The 24,745-nt window shown below is 72.0% G+C and carries 24 protein-coding genes; 19 read left to right on the plus strand and 5 right to left on the minus strand.

The features are described from left to right. The first annotated feature begins 241 nt into the window (after window positions 1–241). From mraZ to ACZ63J_RS39985, 13 genes are all read left to right on the plus strand, one after another. On the plus strand, window positions 242–673 hold the full coding sequence (gene mraZ, locus ACZ63J_RS39925; protein WP_329044731.1) for a division/cell wall cluster transcriptional repressor MraZ: 432 nt from the start codon (window positions 242–244) through the stop codon (window positions 671–673). Window positions 674–884: 211 nt separating this feature from the next. Then, window positions 885–1,838 carry a 16S rRNA (cytosine(1402)-N(4))-methyltransferase RsmH gene (gene rsmH, locus ACZ63J_RS39930; protein ID WP_465309867.1) on the plus strand — a complete coding sequence of 318 codons (954 nt, stop codon included), beginning with the start codon at window positions 885–887 and terminating at the stop codon, window positions 1,836–1,838. Continuing rightward, complete coding sequence (gene ftsL / locus ACZ63J_RS39935; protein WP_465335232.1) at window positions 1,835–2,557, plus strand: cell division protein FtsL; 723 nt, start codon at window positions 1,835–1,837, stop codon at window positions 2,555–2,557. Before rsmH ends, ftsL begins: the two co-directional genes overlap by 4 nt. Beyond that, on the plus strand, window positions 2,557–4,482 hold the full coding sequence (locus ACZ63J_RS39940; RefSeq protein ID WP_465309869.1) for a peptidoglycan D,D-transpeptidase FtsI family protein: 1,926 nt from the start codon (window positions 2,557–2,559) through the stop codon (window positions 4,480–4,482). The genes ftsL and ACZ63J_RS39940 overlap by 1 nt, the downstream gene beginning before the upstream one ends. A 234-nt stretch (window positions 4,483–4,716) precedes the next feature. After that, the gene (locus ACZ63J_RS39945; RefSeq protein ID WP_465399623.1) at window positions 4,717–6,261 is read left to right on the plus strand and encodes a UDP-N-acetylmuramoyl-L-alanyl-D-glutamate--2,6-diaminopimelate ligase; all 1,545 of its coding nucleotides are present in this window, start codon (window positions 4,717–4,719) and stop codon (window positions 6,259–6,261) included. After that, complete coding sequence (locus tag ACZ63J_RS39950; RefSeq protein WP_465335236.1) at window positions 6,258–7,760, plus strand: UDP-N-acetylmuramoyl-tripeptide--D-alanyl-D-alanine ligase; 1,503 nt, start codon at window positions 6,258–6,260, stop codon at window positions 7,758–7,760. The genes ACZ63J_RS39945 and ACZ63J_RS39950 overlap by 4 nt, the downstream gene beginning before the upstream one ends. Further along, window positions 7,757–8,833, plus strand: a complete 1,077-nt coding sequence (gene mraY, locus ACZ63J_RS39955; RefSeq protein ID WP_465309871.1) for a phospho-N-acetylmuramoyl-pentapeptide-transferase — start codon at window positions 7,757–7,759, stop codon at window positions 8,831–8,833. Before ACZ63J_RS39950 ends, mraY begins: the two co-directional genes overlap by 4 nt. A gap of 1 nt (window position 8,834) precedes the next feature. Then, window positions 8,835–10,241, plus strand: coding sequence for a UDP-N-acetylmuramoyl-L-alanine--D-glutamate ligase (murD, locus tag ACZ63J_RS39960; RefSeq protein ID WP_465399288.1), 1,407 nt, complete (start codon window positions 8,835–8,837; stop codon window positions 10,239–10,241). Beyond that, window positions 10,228–11,724, plus strand: coding sequence for a putative lipid II flippase FtsW (gene ftsW, locus ACZ63J_RS39965; protein ID WP_465309873.1), 1,497 nt, complete (start codon window positions 10,228–10,230; stop codon window positions 11,722–11,724). The genes murD and ftsW overlap by 14 nt, the downstream gene beginning before the upstream one ends. Continuing rightward, the gene (murG, locus tag ACZ63J_RS39970) at window positions 11,721–12,845 is read left to right on the plus strand and encodes an undecaprenyldiphospho-muramoylpentapeptide beta-N-acetylglucosaminyltransferase (protein WP_465335240.1); all 1,125 of its coding nucleotides are present in this window, start codon (window positions 11,721–11,723) and stop codon (window positions 12,843–12,845) included. The genes ftsW and murG overlap by 4 nt, the downstream gene beginning before the upstream one ends. Next, on the plus strand, window positions 12,838–14,235 hold the full coding sequence (gene murC, locus ACZ63J_RS39975) for a UDP-N-acetylmuramate--L-alanine ligase (protein ID WP_465399287.1): 1,398 nt from the start codon (window positions 12,838–12,840) through the stop codon (window positions 14,233–14,235). The genes murG and murC overlap by 8 nt, the downstream gene beginning before the upstream one ends. Window positions 14,236–14,239: 4 nt before the next feature. Further along, window positions 14,240–15,073, plus strand: coding sequence for a cell division protein FtsQ/DivIB (locus tag ACZ63J_RS39980; RefSeq protein WP_465399286.1), 834 nt, complete (start codon window positions 14,240–14,242; stop codon window positions 15,071–15,073). A gap of 74 nt (window positions 15,074–15,147) precedes the next feature. Next, window positions 15,148–15,972, plus strand: coding sequence for an NAD(P)H-binding protein (locus ACZ63J_RS39985; RefSeq protein ID WP_465399285.1), 825 nt, complete (start codon window positions 15,148–15,150; stop codon window positions 15,970–15,972). Here the strand turns inward: ACZ63J_RS39985 and ACZ63J_RS39990 are convergent. Further along, window positions 15,969–17,138 carry an MFS transporter gene (locus ACZ63J_RS39990; protein WP_465399284.1) on the minus strand — a complete coding sequence of 390 codons (1,170 nt, stop codon included), beginning with the start codon at window positions 17,136–17,138 and terminating at the stop codon, window positions 15,969–15,971. The genes ACZ63J_RS39985 and ACZ63J_RS39990 overlap by 4 nt on opposite strands. A gap of 77 nt (window positions 17,139–17,215) precedes the next feature. Between ACZ63J_RS39990 and ACZ63J_RS39995 the strand changes: the two genes are divergently transcribed. Then, window positions 17,216–17,749, plus strand: coding sequence for a CGNR zinc finger domain-containing protein (locus ACZ63J_RS39995; RefSeq protein WP_465399283.1), 534 nt, complete (start codon window positions 17,216–17,218; stop codon window positions 17,747–17,749). 48 nt (window positions 17,750–17,797) lie between these two features. Here the strand turns inward: ACZ63J_RS39995 and ACZ63J_RS40000 are convergent, their stop codons facing one another. Together ACZ63J_RS40000 and ACZ63J_RS40005 are read right to left on the minus strand one after the other, a co-directional pair. Beyond that, entirely contained in the window at window positions 17,798–18,232 is a 435-nt protein-coding gene (locus tag ACZ63J_RS40000) for an OsmC family peroxiredoxin (RefSeq protein WP_465399282.1), read from the minus strand. After that, a complete protein-coding gene (locus tag ACZ63J_RS40005) occupies window positions 18,219–18,677 on the minus strand; it encodes a MarR family winged helix-turn-helix transcriptional regulator (protein ID WP_465399281.1) in 459 nt (152 codons plus the stop codon). The genes ACZ63J_RS40000 and ACZ63J_RS40005 overlap by 14 nt, the downstream gene beginning before the upstream one ends. A gap of 81 nt (window positions 18,678–18,758) precedes the next feature. Between ACZ63J_RS40005 and ACZ63J_RS40010 the strand changes: the two genes are divergently transcribed. Beyond that, window positions 18,759–19,262 carry a DinB family protein gene (locus ACZ63J_RS40010; RefSeq protein ID WP_465399280.1) on the plus strand — a complete coding sequence of 168 codons (504 nt, stop codon included), beginning with the start codon at window positions 18,759–18,761 and terminating at the stop codon, window positions 19,260–19,262. Here the strand turns inward: ACZ63J_RS40010 and ACZ63J_RS40015 are convergent. Together ACZ63J_RS40015 and ACZ63J_RS40020 are read right to left on the minus strand one after the other, a co-directional pair. Next, window positions 19,249–20,019 carry a DUF1295 domain-containing protein gene (locus ACZ63J_RS40015; protein ID WP_465399279.1) on the minus strand — a complete coding sequence of 257 codons (771 nt, stop codon included), beginning with the start codon at window positions 20,017–20,019 and terminating at the stop codon, window positions 19,249–19,251. The genes ACZ63J_RS40010 and ACZ63J_RS40015 overlap by 14 nt on opposite strands. Continuing rightward, on the minus strand, window positions 20,019–21,284 hold the full coding sequence (locus tag ACZ63J_RS40020) for a class I SAM-dependent methyltransferase (RefSeq protein WP_465399278.1): 1,266 nt from the start codon (window positions 21,282–21,284) through the stop codon (window positions 20,019–20,021). The genes ACZ63J_RS40015 and ACZ63J_RS40020 overlap by 1 nt, the downstream gene beginning before the upstream one ends. A gap of 82 nt (window positions 21,285–21,366) precedes the next feature. Here ACZ63J_RS40020 and ACZ63J_RS40025 point away from each other — a divergent pair, with 82 nt between their 5' ends. The 4 genes from ACZ63J_RS40025 to ACZ63J_RS40040 are packed head-to-tail and all read left to right on the plus strand — an operon-like array spanning window position 21,367 to window position 24,725. Next, complete coding sequence (locus tag ACZ63J_RS40025; protein ID WP_465399277.1) at window positions 21,367–22,635, plus strand: NAD(P)/FAD-dependent oxidoreductase; 1,269 nt, start codon at window positions 21,367–21,369, stop codon at window positions 22,633–22,635. Next, on the plus strand, window positions 22,629–23,363 hold the full coding sequence (locus ACZ63J_RS40030) for a DUF1365 domain-containing protein (RefSeq protein WP_465399276.1): 735 nt from the start codon (window positions 22,629–22,631) through the stop codon (window positions 23,361–23,363). The genes ACZ63J_RS40025 and ACZ63J_RS40030 overlap by 7 nt, the downstream gene beginning before the upstream one ends. Continuing rightward, the gene (sigK, locus tag ACZ63J_RS40035; protein ID WP_465399275.1) at window positions 23,356–23,961 is read left to right on the plus strand and encodes an ECF RNA polymerase sigma factor SigK; all 606 of its coding nucleotides are present in this window, start codon (window positions 23,356–23,358) and stop codon (window positions 23,959–23,961) included. Before ACZ63J_RS40030 ends, sigK begins: the two co-directional genes overlap by 8 nt. Continuing rightward, window positions 23,958–24,725: an anti-sigma factor gene (locus ACZ63J_RS40040; protein WP_465399274.1), complete on the plus strand. Its 768-nt coding sequence runs from the start codon at window positions 23,958–23,960 to the stop codon at window positions 24,723–24,725. The genes sigK and ACZ63J_RS40040 overlap by 4 nt, the downstream gene beginning before the upstream one ends. Window positions 24,726–24,745 lie beyond the last annotated feature (20 nt).

The following is a 24,745-nucleotide window of genomic DNA, read 5'->3' on the forward strand; positions in this document are numbered from 1 at the left end:
CTACAGCTGAGGTTGCTCCGGCCCCCGGCAAGGGGGATCTTGCGCACCGTGCCCCACCGCACCCCCCACCGGCCCCCACGCTGCTGACCTGCGCAAACAAAGCACACGACGGAGTGAGGCGCCGGTTTCACGCGTTGACTGTGGTGAAAAGTGGGGTACGGTGGTGGCCAGTGGGGCGGAAGGGAAGCCCCGTAGCCGTTCAAGGTAGTTCGCTGCCGCGGGCGGTAGGGAGGTGGAGGCCGTGTTCCTCGGCACCCACACCCCGAAGCTGGACGACAAGGGGCGGCTCGCGCTGCCCGCGAAGTTCCGCGACGCCTTGGCCGGCGGGCTGATGCTCACCAAGGGGCAGGACCACTGCCTCTTCGTCTTCCCCAGGGCCGAGTTCGAGCAGATGGCGCGCAAGGTCGCCGACGCCCCGTTCACGAACGAGGCGGTCCGGGCCTACCAGCGTTACCTGTTCGCCGGGACGGACGAACAACGTCCGGACGGGCAGGGGCGCATCAGCATCGCGCCCGAGCTCCGCCGCTACGCGGGGCTCAGCAAGGAGTGCGTGGTGATCGGGGCGATCACCAGGCTGGAGATCTGGGACGCCCAAGCGTGGCAGGGCTACCTGGAAGAGCACGAAGACAGCTACGCGAAGGCTCGAGAGGAAGTACTGCCGGGCGTCTTCTAGGCGCGTGGTCGCGGTGCACCTTCGTCGTCGGGGGACGAAGAGGTTCACCGTCCGCGCGGTGAGGGGAAGCCCACCCGGATGCCGTGAGGCCTCTGTCCGCTCAATGGCCCTGGTGCACCTTCCCCGGTACCAGGTCAGCAGCGGGCGGACAGGGACCTGACGGCATCCGCCATATTTCCCCCGGGCCAGGCGAGAAAGGGGGAGGGAACACATGACGGCACCCGAGCACGTCCCGGTACTGCTGGGCCGCATCGTCGAGCTGTTCACCCCCGTGTTCGCCGACCGGGACGGCGTCCTCGTGGACGCGACCGTCGGGCTCGGCGGGCATTCCGACGCCCTCCTCGACGCCTTCCCGCGCCTGCGTCTCGTCGCCTTGGACCGCGACCCCGCCGCGCTCGAGAAGTCCGGAGAACGCCTCGCCCGCCACGGCGACCGCGTCGACTTCGTGCACACCGTCTACGACGGACTGCCGGACGCGCTGGCCGGGCTGGGCATCCGGAAGGCCGACGGCATCCTCTTCGACCTCGGCGTCTCCTCGATGCAGCTGGACCGCGCCGAGCGCGGGTTCGCGTACTCGAAGGACGCGCCGCTGGACATGCGGATGGACCCGACCACCGGGTTCACCGCCGCCGACGTCCTCAACACCTACGCACCCGGCGAGCTGATCCGGATCCTGCGCGACTACGGCGAGGAGCGGTTCGCCCAGCGGATCGTCCGGTCGGTCGTCAACGAGCGCGAGAAGGAGCCGTTCACGATGAGCGGACGGCTCGTCGAGCTGCTCTACGACGCCGTCCCGGCGGCCAGCCGGCGCACCGGCGGGCACCCGGCCAAGCGGACGTTCCAGGCGCTGCGGATCGAGGTCAACGGCGAGCTGGAGGTGCTGCGCCGGGCCATGCCCGCGGCGCTGGGCGCGCTCGCGACGGGCGGCCGGATCGTCGTGGAGTCCTACCAGTCGCTGGAAGACCGGTTGGTCAAGCAGGCGCTGGCCGAGCTCGCGAAGTCCCGCACGCCGGAAGGACTTCCGGTGGAGCTGCCGGGGCACGGACCGGAGCTGAAGCTCCTGACCCGCGGGGCCGAAAAGGCCGGCGAAGAGGAGACCGAACACAACCCGCGCGCCGCTTCGGTGCGGTTGCGGGCCGCTGAGAGGATCGGAGAGCCGCGATGACCGCTCCCACGAAGCGCCGGGCCGGCGGGCCCGCGACGCGCAAGCGTGCCGAGCCCGCGCGCGGGACCACCGTCGAAACCGAGCCGCGGACCGAAGAACCGGGCAAGGCCGCGCCGCGGCGCGCGTCGCGGGGCCGCACCACCGCGGCCGAGCGCGCCTACGCGCGCCGCGCCCAGCGGGCCGACCTGCTCAAGGAGCGCGAGCCGCGGCCGGAGCCGAAGAAGGCCAAGGTCGCCGAGCCGGGCACCCCCAAGGTCCGGCTGAAGCTGCGGCTGCCGAAGTCGCGCGCGTCGTTCGTGCTGCTGATGATGGCGCTGCTGGCCGTCGGGGTGGCGACCACGCTGTGGCTGACCACGCAGGCGATCGCCGACTCCTACCGGCTCGAGCAGCTGCGCACCACCAACGCGAACCTGGCCGAGACGAAGGAACAGCTGCAGCGCGACGTCGCGAAGGCCGAGTCGCCTGCTTCGCTGGCCCCTTCGGCCCAGCAGCTGGGCATGGTGCCCGGCGGGGACCCGGCGCGGATCGTCGTCGGCCCGGACGGCAAGACCTCGCTCGTCGGCGAGCCCAAGAAGGCCAAGGCGGACGCGCCGCCGGTCCAGGCCGCGCCGCCCGCGGCGCCGGCCGAGGGCACGCAGTCCCAGCAGGGCGCGCCGATCGAGGGTGACCAGCCCGCCGTGCCCGCCGAAGAGCAGCCCACGCCGCCGGCGGGCCAGTGATGGCGTCGTCGAGCCGGGGACAGGTCCGCGCGCGCTCCGCCGGGAGCGCGCGCCGGACCTACGCCGCCGGGACGCGCAGCGCGGCCGCGCGCCGGGGCAACGGCGGGAACCGCAGCCGGTTCTCCGCCGTCCGGCTCATCCTCGTCGCCGTGCTGCTCGTCGCGGGCGTGAAACTGGTGCAGGTGCAGTGGTTCGAGGCCGGCGCGCTCTCGGCCGCGGCCGAGCGGCAGCGCGCCCAGACCATCGACATCCCGGCCCAGCGCGGGTCCATTGTGGACCGCAACGGCGCCAAGCTGGCGTTCAGCGTCGAGGTGCGCTCGCTGTCGGTGAACCTCAAGGCGCTGCACAAGAACATGGACGACTTCGCCGCGAAGAACCCCGGCACCAAGAAGACGTTCGACGCCGAGACCGCCGCGGCCGCCAAGTACATCGCGGCCAAGGTGCCGAACCAGCTGACCGAGCAGCAGCTGCTGGACCTGTTCCACAAGCCGGCGTCCTTCACCTACCTCGAGCACAACGTCGAGCCGTCGGTGGCCGCCGACATCGTCAAGAACTTCGCGTGGATCGGCGTCGAGAAGCGCGCCCTGCGCGAGTACCCGGGCGGGAGCCTGGCCTCCAACATCGTCGGCGCCGCGAACTGGCGCTCCGACGACCCGGACGTGTCCAAGCACAACCTGCACGGCCTGGTCGGGCTCGAGCTGGTCCGCGACAACGACCTGGCGGGCACGCCGGGCCGGATGATGGTCAACACCAAGAACGGCAGCGACAACGTCGTCATCCCGGGCACCGAGCGCGACCTGCAGGCCGCCGTCCCCGGCTCGGACCTCGAGCTGACCGTCGACTCCGACCTGCAGTACGAGGTGCAGCGCCAGCTTTCCGACTACGTCCAGCAGTCGCACGCCAAGGGCGGGCAGGCCGTGGTCATGGACGCCAAGACCGGCGAGGTCTACGCGCTGGCCAACGACAAGACGTTCAACCCGAACGACCAGACGACCTGGACCGCCGACGACCTCAGCAACCCGGCGGTCACCACGCCGTTCGAACCCGGCTCGGTCAACAAGGTCGTCACCGCCACCGGCGCGATCGACTACGGCGTCGCGACCCCGGAGTCGACCGTCTCGGTGCCCGGCTCGCTGCAGGTCGCCGACAAGACCGTGCACGACGCCTGGACCCACGGCACGCAGAACTTCACCACCGCTGGGATCTTCGCCAAGTCGTCCAACATCGGCACCCTGCTGCTGGCGCAGAAGATCGGCGAAGAACGCTACGCCGACCTGCTCAAGAAGTTCGGCCTCGGCCAGCGCACCGGCGTCGGCCTGCCCGGCGAGAGCGCGGGTGTGGTGCCCGCGCGCAGCCAGTGGTCGGCGACGACGTTCGGCAACCTGCCGATCGGGCAGGGCCTGTCGATGACCGTGCTGCAGATGGCCGGGATGTACCAGGCCATCGCCAACGACGGCCTGCGCGTCGAACCGCGGATCGTCAAGGCGAAGGTGAACCCGGACGGCACCACGGTGCCCGAGCCGGCGCCGAAGTCGGTGCAGGTGGTCAGCCCGCAGACGGCCAAGACGGTGCGCGACATGATGCGCGCGGTCGCCCAGAACGGCAAGGGCCTGCAGAAGGGCACCGCGCCGACGGCGGCGGTCGAGGGGTACCAGATCTCCGGCAAGACGGGCACCGGCCAGCAGGTCGACCCGCGGACGAAGGCCTACAGCGACCACCTCTACAACATCACCTTCGCCGGCATCCTGCCCGCCGACCACCCGCGGTTCGTGGTCGGGATCCGGCTGGACGCGCCGGACACGACGCTGCCGGTGGGCCACTCCGCGGCGCCGCTGTTCCACAGCATCGCGTCGTACCTGACGCAGCGGTTCCAGATCCCGCTGTCGGACGGCCCGTCGCCGGAGGTCCCGCTCATCGTGCCGTGACCCACGGCCGGAGAAAGCCCCCTCACCGGTGAGGGGGCTTTTCGCGTGCATCGTCCACATCGGCCGGCCGCCGCCGGGAAAGCGTTGCGCCGCAAGAAGGTGCGCGCCGCCGTTTAGCACATGTGCCGTGGCCGCCCGTCATCGCCGTACCGCGTGCGGGCCCCCGAACCGGCCGCCGGTAGCCTCTTGGCCGTGTCCGTGTCCTCGTCCAGTTCCCCGGTGCCGGAAAGCCCGGTGAAAGCGGTCCCCGCGCCGCCGCGCCCGGCGCGCATCGTCCCGGTCCCGCTGGCGACGCTGCTCGCCAGGGCGGACGCCCGGCTGATCGCCGACTCGCCCGACGCCGCCGACCTCACTGTCACCGGCACCACCCTGCGGGCGCAGCACGTGCTGCCCGGCGACCTCTTCGCCGCGCTCCCGGGCGCCCGCGCCCACGGCGCCGACTTCAGCGACCAGGCGGTCGCCGCCGGCGCCGTCGCGGTGCTCACCGACGCCGAAGGGGCCGAGCGGCCCGCGCTGCGCGACGCCGGCGTCCCGATCCTCGTGCACGCCGATCCGCGCGCCGCCCTCGGCGAGATCGCCGCCTGGATCTACGGCGAGCCGTCGCTTCGGCTGTCCGTGCTCGGCGTCACCGGGACCTCGGGCAAGACCACGACCTCCTACCTGGTCGACGCCGGGCTGGAGGCCGCTGGGCTGACCACCGGCATGATCGGCACGGTCGAGACCCGGATCGCCGGCGAACGCCTGGTCAGCGGGTTCACCACGCCGGAGGCCCCGGACCTGCAGGCGCTGTTCGCGGTGATGCTCGAACGCGGCGTCACGCACGTGGCGATGGAGGTCTCCAGCCACGCGCTCGCGCTCGGCCGGGTCAACGGCACCCGGTTCGCCGTCGGCGCGTTCACCAACCTCTCCCAGGACCACCTGGACTTCCACAAGGACATGCAGGAGTACTTCGCGGCGAAGTCCCTGCTGTTCGACGGCCGCTCGACCACCGAGGTCGTCGTGGTCGACAGCGCGTGGGGCCAGGCGCTGCTCACGCCGCAGACGGTCACCGTGACGACCGACGCGGGCACCGACGCCGCCTGGAAGGCCACCGACCTCGAAGCCACTCCGCACGGTGAGCAGACGTTCACCCTGCACGGCCCGGACGGCGTCACCACGCCGGCGCGGATCCCGCTGCCGGGCGAGTTCAACGTCGCGAACGCCGTGCTCGCGGCCGCGATCCTGAGCACCGCCGGGGTGAGCCTGGAGCACATCGTCACCGGGCTCGCCCAGGTGCAGGTGCCGGGCCGGATGGAACGCGTCCACGTCGGCCAGGAGTTCACCGCCGTCGTCGACTACGCCCACAAGCCGGCCGCGGTCGCCCAGGGCCTGGACGCGCTGCGCGCCCGCGCCGACGGCCGGATCATCACCGTGCTCGGCTGCGGCGGCGACCGCGACACCGCGAAGCGCCCGATGATGGGCGAGGCGGCGGCCCGCCGCAGCGACGTCCTGATCGTCACCGACGACAACCCGCGCTCCGAAGACCCCGCGGCCATCCGCGCCGCGATGCTCGCCGGCGCCCGCGCCGTCGGGCCCGCCGAGGGCGGTGCGGTCGTCGAGATCGGCGACCGCCGCGAGGCCATCGAGCACGCGGTCTCGCTCGCCGAGCCGGGCGACATCGTCTTCCTCGCCGGCAAGGGGCACGAGTCCGGCCAGGAGGCCGGCGGTGTGGTGCACCCGTTCTCCGACCGCGACGAGCTGGCCGCGGCCATCCGCAACAAACTCGAGGTGAGTGTGTGATCGTGCTCAGCCTGGCCGAGATCGCCGACGTCGTCGGCGGCCGGCTGCACCGCGCCGACCCGGGCGCGCAGGTGACCGGCAGCGTGGAGTTCGACACCCGGCAGCTCACGCCCGGCAGCCTGTTCGTGGCCCTGCCGGGGGAGAAGGTCGACGGCCACGACTTCGCGGCGAAGGCCGTCGAAGCCGGCGCGGTCGTCGTGCTGGCCGCGCGTGAGGTCGACGCGCCCGCGATCGTCGTGCCGCCCCTGGCTCCCGGTGAAGCGCACGAGCGGTCGGTCGCGCTGACCGGCGACAAGGACGGCTCCGGCGCGGCCGTGCTGGCCGCGCTGGCCAAGCTCGCCCGGTTCGTCGTGCAGCGGCTGTCCGAGGGCACCCTGACCGTCGTCGGCGTCACCGGCTCCTCCGGCAAGACGTCCACGAAGGACGTCATCGCGCAGCTGCTCGAGCCGCTCGGCCCGACGGTCGCGCCGCCCGGGTCGTTCAACAACGAGCTGGGCCACCCCTGGACGGCGCTGCGGGCCGACGCCGAGACCCGCCACCTGGTGCTGGAGCTGTCCGCGCGCGGGCCCGGGCACATCGCCCACCTCGCCGAGATCGCCCCGCCGAAGATCGGCGTGGTGCTCAACGTCGGCAGCGCGCACGTCGGGGAGTTCGGCTCCCGCGAAGGCATCGCGAAGACCAAGGGTGAGCTGGTCGAGGCGCTGCCCGAGGACGGCGTCGCGGTCCTGAACCTGGACGACCCGCTGGTCGCGGCCATGGCGAGCCGCACGAAGGCCCGTGTGGTGTTCGTCGGCGAGACGGCGTCCGCGCAGGTCCGCGCGGAGAACATCACGCTCGACGACGAGGCCCGCGCCTCCTTCCGGCTGGTCACCCCGGCCGGCGAGGCCGACGTCACGCTGCCGCTGCACGGCGAGCACCACGTCGGCAACGCGCTGTCCGCCGCGGCGGTGGCGCTCGAGCTGGGCGCGACGCCGGCCGAGATCGCCACGCGGCTCTCGAGCCTCGAACGGCGGTCCGCGCGGCGCATGGAGGTCGTCACCCGCGAAGACGGCGTGACGATCCTGAACGACTCCTTCAACGCCAACCCCGAGTCGATGCGGGCCGGGCTGAAGGCCCTCGCCGCGATGACCCGCGAGAGCGGCCGCCGGTCGTGGGCCGTGCTCGGCGTGATGGGCGAGCTCGGCGCGGACTCGGTCACCGCCCACGACGAGATCGGCCGGCTCGTGGTCCGGCTCAACATCGCCAAGCTCGTCGTGATCGGCCCCGAGGCGGCGGCGATGCACCAGGGGGCGTTCCAGGAAGGCTCCTGGGGCGAGGAATCGATCCTGGTACCCGACGTCGAGGCCGCCGCCGCGCTGCTGCATGATCAGCTCCGTCCCGGGGACGTCGTGCTGGTCAAGGCCTCCAAGGCCGCCGGTCTCTGGCGGGTCGCCGAGGCCCTGCTCGAACCCCGGGAATCCGACAACTCCGAGAATCGCTCGAACGGTGGTGACGCGTGATCAGCATCCTGATCGCGGCCGCGGCGGGCCTGCTGGTCTCCATCATGCTGACGCCCTACCTGATCCGGGTCTTCTCCCGGCAGGGCTTCGGCCAGGAGATCCGCGAGGAAGGCCCCCAGGGACACAAGTCCAAGCGCGGTACCCCGACCATGGGCGGTGTCGCGATCATCATCGCGATGGTCGTCGGGTACTTCGCCGCGCACCTGATCAACTGGATGCTCAACTCCCGCAGCGGCGCGCCGACGGTCTCCGGGCTGCTCGTGCTGATGCTCGCGGTGGGGCTGGGCGTGGTCGGGTTCCTCGACGACTTCATCAAGATCCGCAAGCAGCGCAACCTCGGGCTGAACAAGACCGCGAAGCTGGTCGGCCAGCTGGTGGTCACCGTCGCCTTCGCGGTGCTGGCGCTGAACTTCCCGAACGAGCAGGGCATCACGCCCGCGTCGGAGAGCCTCTCCTACGCCCGTGACCTCGCGCTGATCACGTTCCCGTCGATCATCTTCGTGATCTTCTGCTACATCGTGATCTCGGGCTGGTCGAACGCGGTGAACTTCACCGACGGCCTCGACGGCCTGGCGGGCGGCTCGGCGGCGATGGTGCTGGCCACCTACGTGGTCATCTCGTTCTGGCAGGAGCGGCTCTCCTGCGCGAACGGCCCGGCGCAGGCCTGTTACTACGTCCGGGACCCGCTGGACCTGGCGGTGGTCGCCGCGGCGGCGACCGGCGCGTGTGTCGGGTTCCTCTGGTGGAACGCGGCCCCGGCGAAGATCTTCATGGGCGACACCGGTTCGCTGGCCCTCGGCGGCCTGGTCGCCGGGCTGTCGATGACCACCCGCACCGAGCTGCTCGCCATCGTCATCGGCGGCCTGTTCATGGTCGAGATGATCTCGGTGGTCGCGCAGATCGCGGTCTTCCGGACGACGCGGCGAAGGCTGTTCCGGATGGCGCCCTTCCATCACCACTTCGAGCTCGCCGGGTGGGCGGAAACCACGGTGATCATCCGGTTCTGGTTACTTTCGGCGATCTGCTGCATGTTCGGGCTCGGCCTGTTCTACAGCGAGCAGCTCGGGGGCTGACGTGGATCTCGCCGGTCGTCACGTCCTGGTCGCCGGTGCCGGGGTCACCGGCAAGTCGATCGTCCCCGTGCTGACGGAGCTGGGCGCGCGTGTCACCGTCACCGACGGCAACGCCGAGCGCCTGGCCGAGCTGGAGGGCCTCGGCGCCGAGCTGGTGCCCGGGCTCACCGAACCGCCGTCCGACGTCGTCCTCGTCGTCACGAGCCCCGGCTGGCGGCCGACGTCGCCGCTGCTGGTCGCCGCGGCCGAGGCGGGCGTCGAGGTGATCGGCGACGTCGAGCTGGCCTGGCGGGTCGGGCAGCTGCGCGAGCACCCGCCATCGTGGCTGGTGATCACCGGGACCAACGGCAAGACGACCACCGCGGGCATGCTCGAGTCGATCCTCAAGGCAGCCGGCGCCAACGCCGTGGCCTGCGGGAACATCGGCTATGCGGCGCTCGACGCGGTCCGCGCGGGCTACGACGTGCTGGCCGTGGAGCTCTCGAGCTTCCAGCTGCACTGGTCGTCCACGCTGGCGCCGGACGCGGCCGTGGTGCTGAACCTGGCCGAGGACCACATCGACTGGCACGGCTCGATGGACGAGTACGCCGACGCCAAGGGGCGGGCCTACGACCGCGCCCGGGTCGTCGTCCACAACGCCGACGACGACTGGTCGGCCCGGATCGCCGAGGAGCACGCGCGCCCGGATGCCCGCCGTGTCGCGTTCCGGCTGGACACCCCGGCCGTCGGGGAGCTCGGCCTGGTCGAAGACCTGCTGGTGGACCGGGCTTTTGTCGCCGACCCGGCGACCAGCGCCGAGGAGCTGGCCACCCTGGCCGACGTCCGCCCGGCCGGCCCGCACAACGTCTCGAACGCCCTCGCGGCGGCCGCCCTGGCCCGCTCGCACGGTGTCACGCCGGAGGCCGTCCTCAAGGGCCTGCGCGAGTACCAGCCGGCGCCGCACCGCGCGGTCGAGGTCGCCGAAGTGGCGGGCGTCCGGTACGTCAACGACTCGAAGGCGACCAACCCGCACGCGGCCGCCGGGTCGCTGCGGGCCCACCAGAGCATCGTCTGGATCGCGGGTGGCCAGCTCAAGGGCGCCTCGGTGGACGATCTCGTGAGCAGCATCGCTGGCCGCCTCCGCGGAGTCGTGCTACTCGGTGTCGATTCACCCGTGATCGCCGCCGCGGTTGCGCGACACGCGCCGGATGTCCCGGTGAACAGCCTCCGTCCGGGTGACCATGAACCCATGACTGCGGCGGTGAGTGCGGCCAGCGCGATGGCCCGGCCAGGTGACGTGGTGCTGCTCGCGCCCGCCGCGGCGTCGTTGGACATGTTCCGCAACTACGGCGAGCGCGGCGACGCGTTCGCCGCGGCGGTGCACGTCCTCCGCGACGACGCAGCGGGGGCGCCGAGTGACGGTCACTGAGCCCAAGACCCCCGCCCCGAAGCGGCCGCGCCGGGAGCGCAAGGAGAGCGGTTTTGTCGCTTTCCGCACGGCGCTGACCGCGTGGCTTTCGCGCCCGCTCGCGTCGTTCCACCTCGTGCTCGCCCTCACCGGCGTGCTCACGGTCATCGGCGCGGTGATGGTGCTGTCGGCGTCGTCGGTCGCGTCGTACAACCCGAAGACCGGCAGCGGTGTGTACTCGCTGTTCACCAAGCACCTGGTGTTCGTCGCGATCGGCTCGGTCGTGTTCTGGCTCGGCCTGCGCGTGAACCTGGAGCGGATCCGGCGGATGTCGGCGACCGCGACGGTGGTCTGCCTCGGCCTGCTGGTGCTCGTGCTGACGCCGCTGGGCTCGACGGTCAACGGCTCGCAGGGCTGGTTCAAGCTCGGCGAGTTCACCTTCCAGCCAGTCGAGGCGGCGAAGGTCGCGCTGGCCTTCTGGGGCGCGCACATCCTGGTGATCAAGTACAACGTCATCCACCAGTGGCGGCACCTGCTGGTGCCCGTGGTGCCGATCGCGCTGCTGATGTTCGCCCTGGTCATGCTCCAGCCGGACCTCGGCGGCACGGTCACCCTGGCCGTGGTGCTGCTGGCGCTGCTGTGGTTCGCCGGCGCCCCGAAACGGCTCTTCGGCGTGATCCTCGCGGGCGGCCTGGCCGGCGTGCTCGTGCTTGCCGTCATCGCGCCCTACCGGCTCGACCGGGTCATGTCGTTCCTCTCGCCGGACGCCGACACGAGCGCCGAGGGCTTCCAGGCCAACCAGGCCAAGCTGGCGCTGGCCGACGGCGGTTTCTTCGGCAAGGGCCTCGGCCAGGGCACGTCCAACTGGGGTTACCTGCCGAACGTGCAGAACGACTTCATCTTCGCCCTCATCGGCGAGGAGCTCGGGCTGATCGGCTGCGTCGTCGTGCTCGCGTTGTTCGCCGGGGTCGCCGTGGTGGGCCTGCGGATCGCCACCCGCAACATCGACCCGTGGATCCGGATCGTCTCCGGCACGCTCACGGTGTTCCTCGTGGCGCAGGCCGGCATCAACATCGGCTACGTCGTCGGCCTGCTGCCGGTCACCGGTGTCACGCTGCCGCTGATCTCCTACGGCGGGACGTCGCTGGTGATCACCATGCTCATCATGGGCGTGCTCGCGAACGCCGCCCGGCACGAACCGGAGGCGGTGGCCGCACTGCGCACACAGGGGCCGGGTAAGTTCGGACGCCTGCTGCGGCTGCCCGCGCCCGACCCGTACCGCCCGCCCGCCACCCGCAAGGCGGCGGGGCGCAGTGGGGCGAAGGCGGCCAGGCCGGCGCCCCGTGCGGCGCGGCCCGCCCCGGCACAGGAACGACGCAGGTCGGTCCGCGAACCGGTGCGCCGCAGCGCGGCACGGACGAGCACGGCCACGTCTCGCGGGGCCGCGCGGACAACAGCGAGCCGTGGTACCCGGAGTACCGCGAACCGGAGAGGTCATTGGTGAGCAAGCCCGTCAAGGGAACCGAGCGGTCCGCCGCGGGCCGGGCGCCTGTGGTCGTGGTCGCCGGGGGTGGCACCGCAGGACACATCGAACCCGCCCTCGCCCTGGCCGACGCCGTCAAGCGGCTCCGCCCGGACGCGACGGTGATCGCGCTGGGCACCGAGCGCGGCCTGGAGAACAAGCTCGTCCCGGCCCGGGGCTACGAGCTGGAGCTGATCCCGCCGGTGCCGCTGCCCCGCAAGCCGACCCCGGAGCTGCTGCGGCTGCCGCTGAAGGTGCGCGACTCCGTGCGCCGCACCCGTGAGGTGCTGGACCGGGTCCACGCGGACGTCGTTGTCGGCTTCGGTGGTTACGTCGCGCTCCCGGCGTATCTGGCCGCGCGCGGGCGCGTCCCGATCGTCGTGCACGAAGCCAACCAGTCGCCGGGCCTGGCGAACCGGGTGGGCGCGCGGTTCGCGAAGCGGGTCGCCGTCGCCGTCTCGGGCACGCCGCTGCCGAACGCGGAGGTCGTCGGGATCCCGCTGCGGCGGTCGATCACGTCGCTGGACCGGGCCGCGCTGCGGGCCGAGGCGCGCGCGCACTTCGGGCTGGACCCGGACGCGCCGACGCTGCTGGTGTTCGGCGGTTCGCAGGGCGCGCAGTCGATCAACGCGGCCGTCTCCGGCGCCGCGAAGGACCTCGCGGACGCCGGGGTCGGCGTGCTGCACGCGCACGGCCCGAAGAACACGCTGGTCGTGCAGGAGTTCCCGGGCAAGCCGGCGTACGTGCCGGTGCCGTACCTGGAGCGGATGGACCTGGCGTACGCGGCCGCGGACGTCGCGGTGTGCCGGTCCGGCGCGATGACCGTCGCCGAGGTGACGGCCGTCGGGCTGCCCGCGGTGTTCGTCCCGCTGCCGATCGGCAACGGCGAGCAGGCCACCAACGCGCGGCCGGCGGTCGACGCCGGGGCCGCGCTGATGGTCACCGACGCCGAGCTCAGCCCGGCCAAGGTCGCCGACCTGGTCGTCCCGCTGGTCACCGACGCCGACCGCGTCGCCAAGATGGGCGCGGCCGCGGTCGGCATGGGCCACCGCGAAGCCGACGAAGCCCTCGCCCGCATCGTCCTGGAGGCCGCTGGTGCTTGAACTGCCTGAAGAGCTGCGCCGGGCGCACCTGATCGGCATCGGCGGCGCCGGCATGTCCGGCATCGCGCGGATCCTGCTGGCCCGCGGGGCCTTTGTGTCGGGTTCGGACGCCAAGGAGTCGCGCGCGCTGCTGTCGCTGCGAGCCCAGGGCGCGGAGCTGTTCGTCGGCCAGAACGCCTCGAACATCTCGTCGTTGTCCGAGCCGCCGTCCGCGGTGGTCGTGTCGACTGCGATCAAGGAGACCAACCCCGAACTGGCCGCGGCCCGCGCCGCCGGGATCCCGGTGCTGCACCGCGCCGAGGCGCTGGCCGGGCTGATGGAGGGCCACCGTGTCGCCTGCATCGCGGGCACGCACGGCAAGACGTCGACGACGTCGATGCTCACCGTGGCGCTGCAGCACTGCCGGCTCGACCCGTCGTTCGCCATCGGCGGTGACCTCAACGAGTCCGGCGCCAACGCCCACCACGGCGAGGGCGGCATCTTCGTCGCCGAGGCCGACGAGAGCGACGGCTCGTTCCTGACCTACTCGCCGTCGATCGCGGTCGTCACGAACGTCGAGCCGGACCACCTCGACCACCACGGCACGGCCGAGGCCTACACGAAGGTCTTCTCCGACTTCGTCGACCGGATCGAAGAGAACGGGCTGCTGATCGTCTGCGCCGACGACGAAGGCTCCGACGCGCTGGGCGACGCCGCCGCGAAGCGCGGTGTCCGCGTGCTGCGCTACGGCTACTGGGTCAGCGGGCCCGACGACGCCAAGATCATGTCCTACGAACCGCGTCCCGACGGCGGGGTCGTGCGGATCTCGCTGAAGACCAAGCTGATCGACGTCACGGTCGCGGTGCCGGGCGACCACATGGCAAACAACGCGATCGCTGCGCTGCTGGCCGGGCTCGAGCTCGGGGCGCCGATCGAGGGCATGGTCGAGGGCCTCGCGGCGTTCGGCGGCGTCCGGCGGCGGTTCGAGTTCAAGGGCCGGGCCGCCGACGTCCGCGTCTACGACGACTACGCCCACCACCCGACCGAGGTGTCCGCGCAGCTGCGCGCGGTGCGCACGGCGGCCGGGTCCGGGCGCGTGATCGTGGTGTTCCAGCCGCACCTGTACTCGCGGACCAAGGCGTTCTCGGCGGAGTTCGCCGAGGCGCTGTCGCAGGCCGACGAGGTCGTCGTGCTGGACGTCTACGGTGCGCGTGAGGAGCCCGAGCCCGGCGTGACCGGCGCGCTGATCGCGGACGCGGTGACCAAGCCGGTGCACTACGAGCCGGCGTTCGACGTCGCCGCGTCGCTGGTGGCGGGCCTGGCGAAGCCCGGTGACCTCGTGGTCACCATGGGCGCCGGGGACGTGACGCAGCTGGGTCCGGAGATCCTCGTCGAGCTGGACAAGCGCTGAAGCCATGAGTCCGACCAGGGAACGCCGCCGTCCGTCCGAAGAGGACGAACGGGATCGTGCCGCCCTGGCCAGGGAACGCCGGGGGCGGCGCTCCGAAGAGGAGCGTCGCCGCACGCGCGCCGCGCGCCCGAAGCCCGCTGGCCGCGCGCGGCCCAACCGGCAGGTGGAGATCCGCCGCCGCTGGGTCGCGCTGCTGACCGTGCTCACCGTCGTCGCGCTGGTCTACCTGCTGTTCTTCAGCTCGATGCTCGGGGCGAAGGACGTCTCGGTCAGCGGCTCGCGCACGGTGACCGCCGACCAGATCCGCGCGGTGGCGGCGGTGCCGGTGGACAAGCCGATGCTGCGGCTGAGCACCGACGAGATCCGCGACCGGGTGGCGGCGATGCCGGGCATCGCGACGGTCGAGGTGTCCCGCTCCTGGCCGAACACGGTCGAGATCACGGTCAGCGAGCGCACGGCGATCGCGTTCTTCGACAGCGGCCCGGGCGGCGACGGCGTCCACCTCGTCGACGGCGGCGGTGTCGTGTTCAAGACGGTGCCCGCCCGCCCGGCCGGCCTGCCGGAGCTCAAGCTGCCGAAGGTCTCGGCCGACGACCCGGTGACCCGGGCGGTGACGGCGGTGCTCGGCGTGATCCCGGAGCAGCTGCTCAAGCAGGTCACCACGGCGACGGCCCGGACGCCGGCGAGTGTCGAGTTCACGCTGTCCAGCGGGAAGATCGTCCGCTGGGGAACGGCGGAGCAGACCGACCGCAAGGCCAAGGTCCTGGCGGCGCTGCTCACCCAGGACGGCAAGGTCTACGACGTCGCGGCGCCTGAGCTGCCGACCATCACCTCCTGAAATTTCCTGTGCGCCTTTCGAGTTTTCCGTATACCGTACGATCTCGTATGGCGTACGGGAATGAGGAGGGTGTCATGACGATCCTGGTGACGGGCGCGACCGGCAGCGTGGGACGGCTGGTCGTCGACGAGCTGGTCGCGCTGGGCGTGCCGGTGCGAGCGCTGACGGTGGATCCGGAGCGGGCGTCGCTGCCTGCGGAAGCGGAGGTGGTCGTCGGCTCGCTGGCGCGGCCGTCGACCCTGCCGCTGGAGGGTGTCGAAGCCGTGTACCTGGCGCCGATGGCGCGGACCGTCGGGAGGTTCTGCGAGCTGGCGCGGGAAGCGGGGATCAAGCGGGTCGTCGCGCTGTCGGGCAGCAGCGTGGGGGACGACCACGAAGGCTCCAGCGGCAACGAGTACGCCGTGGTCGAGAAAGCGGTCCGGGACGCAGGTTTCGCCTGGACCTTCCTGCGGCCCGGCGTCTTCATGAACAACACGCTCGACTGGGCCGGCGTGGTGCGCGCGGGTGAGGTCGCCGTGGCCTACGGTGAGGCGACGCAGACGCCGATCGACCTCGGGGACATCGCGGCGGTGGCCGCCCGGGTGCTCACCTCGGAGGGGCACGTCGGCGCGACGTACGTCCTCAGTGGACCGTCGGCGCTCAGCCTGCGTGAGCAGGTCGCGACGCTGGAATCGGTGCTGGGCAAGGAGATCCGGTTCCGCGAGCTGACCCGCGCCGAGCAGCGCGCGCAGTGGGTCGGCTACGGCGTCCCGGAGGCGGCCGTCGACTGGCTCCTGGACGGCTTCGAGGAAACCCTGCGGCACCCGCAGGCGCCGACCGGGGTGGTCGAGGAGCTGCTGGGCCGTCCTGGAACGACGTACGCGGAGTGGGCCGCGGCCCGGCGGGAGGTGTTCGCCTAGACCTCGGTGCGGGTCATGCCGGCCAGCCCGAGGAGCGGGAGCACGCCGGCGAAGACGACAACCGCCGTCCAGCCGCCGAGGTGGTAGGCGATCGAGCCCGCCTGGGAGCCGATCGCGCCGCCGATGAAGAACGTGCCCAGGTAGACGCTGTTGACGCGGGCGCGGGCCGACGGGTCGAGCTGGTAGATCACGTGCTGGCCGGTCACCAGCGTCGCCTGCACGGCCGTGTCCACCGCGATCGCGGCGATCGCCAGCAGGACGACGTTGTGCGCGCCGAAGCCGGCGAGCGCGAAGGCGGCCGCGCACAGCACGAACGCGCCCGCGGTGAGCCGCCGGCCGTGGCCGTGGTCCGCCCACCGGCCGGCCAGCGGCGCCACCGCGGCGCCGGCCGCGCCCGCGAGCGCGAAGAGGCCGACGCCGAGCTGGGAGTAGTTGAACGGCGGGGCGGTGAGGACAAAGGCGATCGTCGTCCAGAACGCGCTGAACGCCCCGAACATCGCCGACTGGTACAGCGCGCGGTGGCGCAACGCGGGGTGCTTCCTGGCCATGGCCAGGGTCGAGCGCAGCAACTGTCCATAGGGGACGTCGGTCTTGGGCGCCCGGCGCGGCAGGATGAACCGCAGCACCACCGCGAGCGCGGCCATCGCGCCCGCCGAGATCAGGAAGACCACGCGCCAGCTGGTGACCTCGGCGAGGAAGCTGGCGACCACGCGCGAGAGCAGGATGCCGAACAGCAGCCCGCTCACGACCCGCCCGACGATCCGCCCGCGGATGGCGTCGGGGGAGAGGTCGGCGGCGAACGGGATGAGGATCTGCACGACGACCGACGTCGCCCCGACCACGAGCGAGGCGATGAGCAGCACGGCGAACCCGGGCGCGACACCGGTGACGACGAGCCCGGCGCAGGCGACCGCGAGCAGCGTCGCGACCAGGCTGCGGTTCTCGAGCCGGTCACCGAGCGGGACGAGCAGCAGCATCCCGGCGGCGTACCCGATCTGGGTGGCGGTGACAACACCACCGGCGGCGGCCTCGCCGACCCCGAAGGTCTGCCGCAGTTCGGCGAGCAGCGGTTGCGCGTAGTAGAGGTTGGCGACGGTCAGTCCACAGGAGACGGCCAGCAGCAGCACAAGCCACCCGGGCGGCGCCTGCTGTTTGGTCTCCGTCATCGTGCCCCCGTCGTGGAACCGGTTTGATCGGTTCCCGACGGTACCAGTCAAACCGGTTCCGGCGTACTGTGACCCTTATGACGGAAGGATTCCGCGTCGGCGCGGGCCGCTTGTGCCTCGACTTCATCCGCACGCTGCGCTACCGGGGGACGCCGTCGGAGACGGAGGAGCTCCCGGACGCGGCGGCGTGGGGAGCGTGGATCCGGCAGTTCGGCCGGGTTTCGGCTTCGCCTGCTTCGCTTGCTTCGGTCCGGGACGCTTGGTCGGTGCGGGAGGCGATCCACGCGCTGCTCACGGGCTCGCTGCGCCCGTCCGAGCGGCAGCGGCTGAACCGGTTCGCGGCGTTGCCGGTGCCGGCGCCGTCGTTGACGCCGTCGGGCGAGTTGCGTTGGCAGGCAGCGGACCCGGCGTCGGCGATGTTGGCGCTGCTGGCTCGCGACGCGCTGGATCTGGTGACGTCCCCGGAGTTTGCGCGGGTCCGCCGGTGCGCGGGAGAGCGGTGCGGTGCGCTGTTCCTGGACACGTCCAGGCCGGGGACGCGGCGGTGGTGCTCGATGGAGATCTGCGGGAACCAGGCGAAGAAGTCGACTTATCGAGCCAAGGTGCACTGACGCGAAACGGCCCCCTCGGCCAAAAGGAGGGGGCCGCTCGCACCGGCGTCAGTTGAGCGCCGCGTCCAGCGTGATCGTCGTGCCCGACAGGGCCTTCGACACCGGGCACGTCTTCTCCGCCGTCTCCGCGTACTTCGCGAACTGCTTCGCCGACACGCCGGGCAGGGATGCCCGCAGCGTGATCGCGATGCCGCTGATCTCGAAGCCGCCGCCGGCGGCCGGGCCGAGCGTGACCTCCGCACTCACATCGATCGAGTCCGCCGTCAGTTTTTCGGCCTCCAGGACGCCCGACAGGTTCATCGCCAGGCACGACGAGTGGGCCGCCGCGATGAGCTCTTCGGGGCTTGTCTGGCCGTCCGGGTTGCCCGCGCGGGTCGGGAACGAGACGGAGAACGTGCCGGCGTTGGACGAGTCGAGCGTGACTTCGCCCGATCCCTTCTGCAGTCCGCCGGTCCAGTGGGTGGTCGCGTCACGGCTGGGCATCAGAGCCTCCATGGGTGTACGCGGTGGCCGACGCCGTCAGCCGCCGCAGCGTGGTGATCAGTTCCCGCCGCTCGGTGTTGTCGAGGCCCAGTGCGCAGCCGATGGCCGACGGGACGGCGGCGGCGCGCGTGCGCATCGCCGTGCCCTCCTCGGTCAGGCTGACCACCACGGTGCGTTCGTCCGCGGGCAACCTCGCCCGCGTCACCAGCCCGTTCGCCTCGAGTCGTTTGAGCAGCGGGGAAAGCGTGCCGTAGTCCAGGTGCAGCGCCTCGCCGATCTCCTTGACCGGCCGGTCGTCGGACTCCCACAGCACCAGCAGCACCAGGTACTGCGGGTAGGTGAGACCCAGCTCGCCGAGCAGGGGACGGTAGGCGTCCGTCACCGCGCGCGACGCCGCGTAGAGCGCGAAGCAGGCTTGCTCGTCCAAGAGGAACTCATCCGGCACATCCGCAAACCTAGCCCACGATTACATCGTGCGCAAGGTAATCCGCAAAACCTGTCGGTGGTCCCTGGCAGACTCCGTCCCATGACCCGACCCGAACGCCCGGAAGTGCCGCTCACCGGCGGCGAGCGCGAGATCCTGACCAGCCTGCTCGACTACCACCGCGCCACCGTCGCGTGGAAGAGCCAGGGGCTCACCGAAGGGCAGATCCGCCGCGCCCACCTGCCCAGTGAGCTGACCACCGTCGCAGGCCTGCTCGCCCACCTCACGCTCAACGAGTGGTTCTGGTTCGCCGTGGTCGTCGACGGCGAGGAGGACACCTGGGCCGCGAAGCTCGAGCAGGACCCGGACGCCGAGTTCCGCGTCCCGCCCGAGACGACCCTCGAAACGCTGCTCGCCGACTACGAAAAGCAAAGCGCCCGCAGTCGCGAGATCGTCGCGAACCACGGCATGGACGACGAAGTGACGCACAAGGACGAAACCTTCAACGTCCGCTGGGTCCTCACGCACATGATCGAGGAGACCGCCCGGCACGTCGGCCACCTCGACGTCCTGCGCGAGCTGACCGACGGCCTCACCGGGGAGTGACCTTCTTGGGCGGCAACGGGAAGAAGCCGCTGGTCCGCTCGACGTAGTGCGCGTACGCCGGGCGCGTCCGGGCCATTCCCTTCTCCAGCATGGGCTTCCCGGTGCCGCGGGCCAGGGTGAACGTCATCGCGATCGGCGAGAGGATCGTCGCCGCGCCCGGCCACGTCGAGCACGCCAGCAGGTAGAGGCCCCACCACACGCACGCGTCGCCGAAGTAGTTCGGGTGGCGGGTGAAGCGCCAGAGCCCGGTGTCCAGGACCTTGCCGCGGTTCGACGGGTCGGCCTTGAACCGGCGCAGCTGCTCGTCGCCGACCGTTTCGAACCCGAACCCGATCAGCCACACGGCGACGCCGAGCCAGCCCAGGACGCCGAACCCGGTGCCGTACATGGCGAACTGCACCGGCAGCGAGACGAAGTACAGCACCACGCCCTGGAACAGGTACACGCGGACGAACATCCGCAGCGGCGCCTGGCCCATCCGCGCGTACCGCGGGTCCTCGGGCAGCTTGTGGTTGCGCAGGTGCAGGTGCAGCGAAAGGCGCCCGCCCCAGACGACCGTCAGGACCAGCACCACCAGCCGCAGGGTCAGCGGCCCGTCGCCGAAGGGGAACGCGGCCAGCGCGACGATCGCGAAGCCGAGCCCCCAGAACGTGTCGACCGTGTCGTAGCGCTTGCGCGCCCGCGCGATCGCGAAGGTCGCCAGCACTGCCACGAGCGTGACGCCGCCGGTGACCAGCAACGTGCTCCCGAGCGGCATCAGTTCCACTCCCGTGTCGCCGGCATCCCGCTCGTGCCGTCGGCGTGCGGCCGCACGGTCAGGATCTGGTCCACACCCATCCGGTTCTCCTCGAACGCCAGCGCCCCGCCCACCAGGTAGAGCCGCCAGACGCGCGCGCCGGTCTCCCCGATGAGCGCGACGACGTCGGCCCAGTTCTCCTCCAGGGTGTCGGCCCAGGCCCGGACCGTCCAGACGTAGTGCTCGCGCATCGCGTGCACGTCGCGGACCTCGAGCCCGGCGTTCTCCAGGTGCTCGACCGTCCGGCCGACCGGGCGCATGGTCATGTCGGGGGCGATGTAGCGCTCGATGAACGCGCCGCCGCCGGGGGCGACGTTCCCGCGCGACATCTGCTGGATCAGCACCCGCCCGCCGGGCTTGACCATCTTGTGCAGCGTCGCGGTGTACGTCGGGTAGTTGACCTCGCCGACGTGCTCGCCCATCTCGATCGACGCCACCGCGTCGAACGGCGCGTCCGGCAGCTCGCGGTAGTCCTGGCGGCGCACTTCGACGCGGTCTTCGAGGTCGTGCTGGGCGAGCCGGCCGCGGATGTGCTGCAGCTGCTCGGCCGAGAGCGTGATGCCGACGGCGTGCACGCCGTGGTGCTTGGCCGCGTGGACCAGCAGCGAGCCCCAGCCGCAGCCGATGTCGAGCAGCCGCATGCCCGGCCGCAGCCCCAGCTTGCGGCAGATCATCTCCAGCTTGTCGTGCTGTGCCTCCTCGAGGCTTCGCGACTCGGAGGTGAAGTACGCGCTGGAGTACGCCATCGACTCGTCCATCAGCAGCTGGTAGAAGGCGTTGCTGAGGTCGTAGTGGTGCGCGATCGCGGACCGGTCGCGCAGCAGGCTGTGCAGCTTGCCGGTCAGCCGCGCCTCTTCGGCGGGCGGCTTGGGCGGGAGGCCGACGACACCGAGCTTCGCCGCGAGCCGGACCGCCTCGGCCCAGTCGCGCGGGCCGAGCTTCAGCCGGTTGAGCTCACCCGCGCGGGTGAGGGCCCAGATCCGGCGGAAGCCGTCGGCGAGATCACCCTCGACGTCCAGGTCACCGGTGACGTAGGCGCGGGCGAGACCCAGCTCACCCGGCGCGTAGAGGAGGCGGCGCAGGGCGCGCCGGTTGCGCAGGACCACGGTGGGCGCGTCCACTGGGCCCGCGCGGGTTCCGTCCCAGGTCCGGAGGCCGACGGGGAGCTGCCCGCCGAGGAGCTTTTCGGCGAACGAGGCGAGGCGGTGCGCGGTGCTGTTCGGCATGTCCGGGATTCGCTCCGCTCTGCGCCGTGGATTGGTCTCCGTGACAGCCAATCCAAGCGTGGCCCGGCGGCGAAGTACCGGTGTGGAGATCACGGGAGAACGCATCGCCGTCATCGGCAGCGGGGTGGCCGGGCTGACGGCGGCATACCTGCTGCAACGCAAGCACGAGGTCCTGCTCTTCGAGTCCGACGACCGGCTCGGCGGGCACGCGCACACCCACGACGTCCCCAGCGCCCACGGCGGCACCATCGGCGTGGACTCCGGCTTCATCGTCCACAACGAGCGCACCTACCCGACGCTGCTGAAGCTGTTCGCCGAGCTCGGGGTCCGCACCCGCGACACCGAGATGTCGATGAGCATCCGCTGCGACGGCTGCGGCCTGCAGTACGCCGGCGCGAAGGGGCTGCCCGGGCTGTTCGCCCAGCGCGGCAACCTCGTCCGCCCGCGCTACGTGCGCATGCTCGCCGAGGTGAAGCGGTTCCACCGGCACGCGAAGCGGCTGCTGGAGGCGAAGGACGCGGGCGACGTCACCCTCGGTGCCTTCCTCGCCATCGGCGGCTACACCCGCTACTTCACCGACCACTTCATGCTGCCGCTCGTCTCGACGGTCTGGTCGGCCGACCGCAGCGACACGCTGCGCTACCCGGCGCGCTACCTGTTCGAGTTCCTCCGCAACCACGGCATGCTGAGCGTCAAGAACTCACCGTCGTGGCGAACCGTCGTCGGCGGGTCCCGCGAATACGTCGAACGCGCTGCGAAGCAGCTCACCGCCGTGCACCTGTCGACGCCGGTGCGGTCGGTGCTGCGGACCGCACGCGGTGTCGAGATCCGCGACGACGCCGACACCCCGCACCGGGTCGACCGGGTCGTCGTCGCCACCCACGCCGACCAGGCGCTGGCGCTGCTGGCCAACCCGACCGCCGCCGAACGCGAGGTGCTCGGCGCGTTCCGCTACTCCGAGAACGAAGCCTGGCTGCACACCGACACCAGCGTGCTGCCGTCGCTGGCCGACGCCCGCGCGGGCTGGAACTACCGGGCCCCCGAATGCGGCGCCCCGACCGGCGCGGTACAGGTCAGCTACGACATGAACCGCCTGATGCGGCTGGACGAGCCGACCGGTTACGTCGTCACGCTCAACCCCGGGGACGGGCCCCGCAAGGACGCGCTGGTCGCGAAGATGCACTACGAGCACCCGGTCTACACGCCGGAAGCCGTTGCGGCGCAACGACGGCTGCCCGAGCTCAACGACGGTGTGCTCGCCTACGCGGGCGCCTACCACGGCTGGGGCTTCCACGAGGACGGCTGCTCTTCGGGGGCCCGCGCCGCCGAAAGCCTGGGAGTGGCTTGGTGACGAACGCGCTCTACGACGCCACGGTCGCGCACGTGCGGCGGATCGACCCGCCGCACTCCTTCGCGCACCGCGTGTACCTGTGGCTGGTGGACCTGGACGCGCCGCCGCGGCTGCCGTGGTGGCTGCGGCCGTTCGCCCGGTTCGACCGCCGCGACCACTTCGTCGCGAGCGACCCGCGCGGGATCCGGGAGAAGCTGGACGCGTGGCTCGCCGAGCGCGACGTCGACCTGCGCGGCGGCAAGGTCGTCATGCTGGCCGCCGCGCGGGTGCTCGGGTACGTCTTCAACCCGATCAGCGTCTACTGGTGCCACGACCCGGACGGGCGGCTCGTGTGCGTCGTCGCCGAGGTGCACAACACCTACGGCGGCCGGCACGCCTACCTGCTGAACCCCGACGAGGCCGGCCGCGCCCGCGCGGCCAAGGAGTTCTACGTCTCGCCGTTCCAGGAGATGGACGGCGAGTACCGGATGCGCCTGCCCCACCCGGAAGCGTTGCTCGACCTCACCGTGGCGTTGCGCCGTGGGGAGACCGTGCCGCTGGTCGCTACGCTGCGGGGAGTTCGCCGCCCGGTGAACCCGCGGTGGCTGGCCCGGCTCGTGCTGGCCCGGCCGCTGCTCCCGCAGCGGGTGTCCGCGCTGATCCGCCGCCACGGCGTCGCCTTGTGGCTGCGGAAGGCGCCGGTCATCGCGCGCACCCCGCAGAACGCCGGAGGACAGCTGCATGGATGAGGCGGCCCGCGCGCGTCACATGGCTCCGGTCCCGGCCGAGGCCCCCGCCGGCCCGACGGCCGAAGAGCTGATGGTCCGCGTCGCCAAGGGTGACGAGCGGGCCTTCGAGCTGCTCTACGACCAGCTGGCCGGGCCGATCTTCGGGCTCGTGCGGCGGATCGTGCGCGACGCGGCCCAGTCCGAAGAGGTCGCCCAGGAGGTGCTCGTCGAGCTCTGGCGCACCGCGACGCGGTACGCGCCGGACAAGGGCTCCGCGCTGAACTGGGCGATGACGCTGGCGCACCGCCGGGCGGTCGACCGCGTCCGCTCGGCACGCGCCAGCACCGAGCGGGAGCAGAAGGCGACCTTCGAAGCCGCCCGCGGCCGGCCGTTCGACGAGGTCGCCGAGTCCGTCACCGCGCGGCTCGAACGCTCCCAGGTGCGCAAGTGCCTGTCCTTCCTGACCGATCTGCAGCGCGAGTCCGTGCTGCTCGCCTACTACCAGGGCTATACGTATCGCGAGGTGGCCGAAGTGCTGTCGACGCCGCAAGGAACCATCAAGACGCGGCTGCGGGACGGCTTGATCCGCCTGCGGGACTGCTTGGGGGTGACCGCGTGAGCACCCCGGAGATGCACACGCTGGCGGGCGCGTTCGCGCTCGACGCCGTGTCCGACCTCGAGCGGGCGGAGTTCAGCCGCCACCTCGAGCAGTGCGAGTCGTGCGCGCAGGAGGTCGCCGAGCTGCGCGCGACCGCGGCCCGGCTGGGCGCGGCGATGGCCGAAGAGCCGCCGCCGGAGTTCAAGGACCGGGTCCTGGCGGCCATGCACGCCACCCGCCAGCTGCCGCCGCGGACGCGCCCGGGCGCGCACGAGCGGCACCGCCGGTCGGCGCGGGCCCCGCGCTGGGCGGTCGTCGTGGCGGCCGCGGCCGCCGTCGTCGGGCTCGCCGCGGGCGGGGTGTTCGGCGGGATCGCGCTGACCCAGCAGGAGCAGCTCGACACCGCGCAGACCCGGCTCGACCAGGCGCAGCAGCGGTACGAGCCGGTGGCGGCCCTGCTCGCCGCGCCGGACGCGAAGACCGCGCACGGCGAGGCGCCCACCGGCGGCGGGGTCACGGTCATCGCGTCGAAGTCGCTGAACCGCGTCATGGTGATGGACGCCGGCCTGCCGGCCCAGCCGGGCGGGAAGGTCTACGAGGCCTGGCTGATCACCGGCACGGCCGCGCCGCGCTCGGCCGGGGTGCTCAGCGCCGACGGCGGTGGCCTGGTCGTGGCCGACGGCGCCGGGGCGGTGGACCACCTCGCGGTGAGCCTCGAGCAGCCGGGCGGATCGCCCAGCGGGGCGCCGACCGACGTGCTCATGAGCATGCCCGCGCCGGCCTGATCCGGAGCCATAGCAGACCG

Source organism: Amycolatopsis sp. NPDC104863, assembly GCF_055582965.1.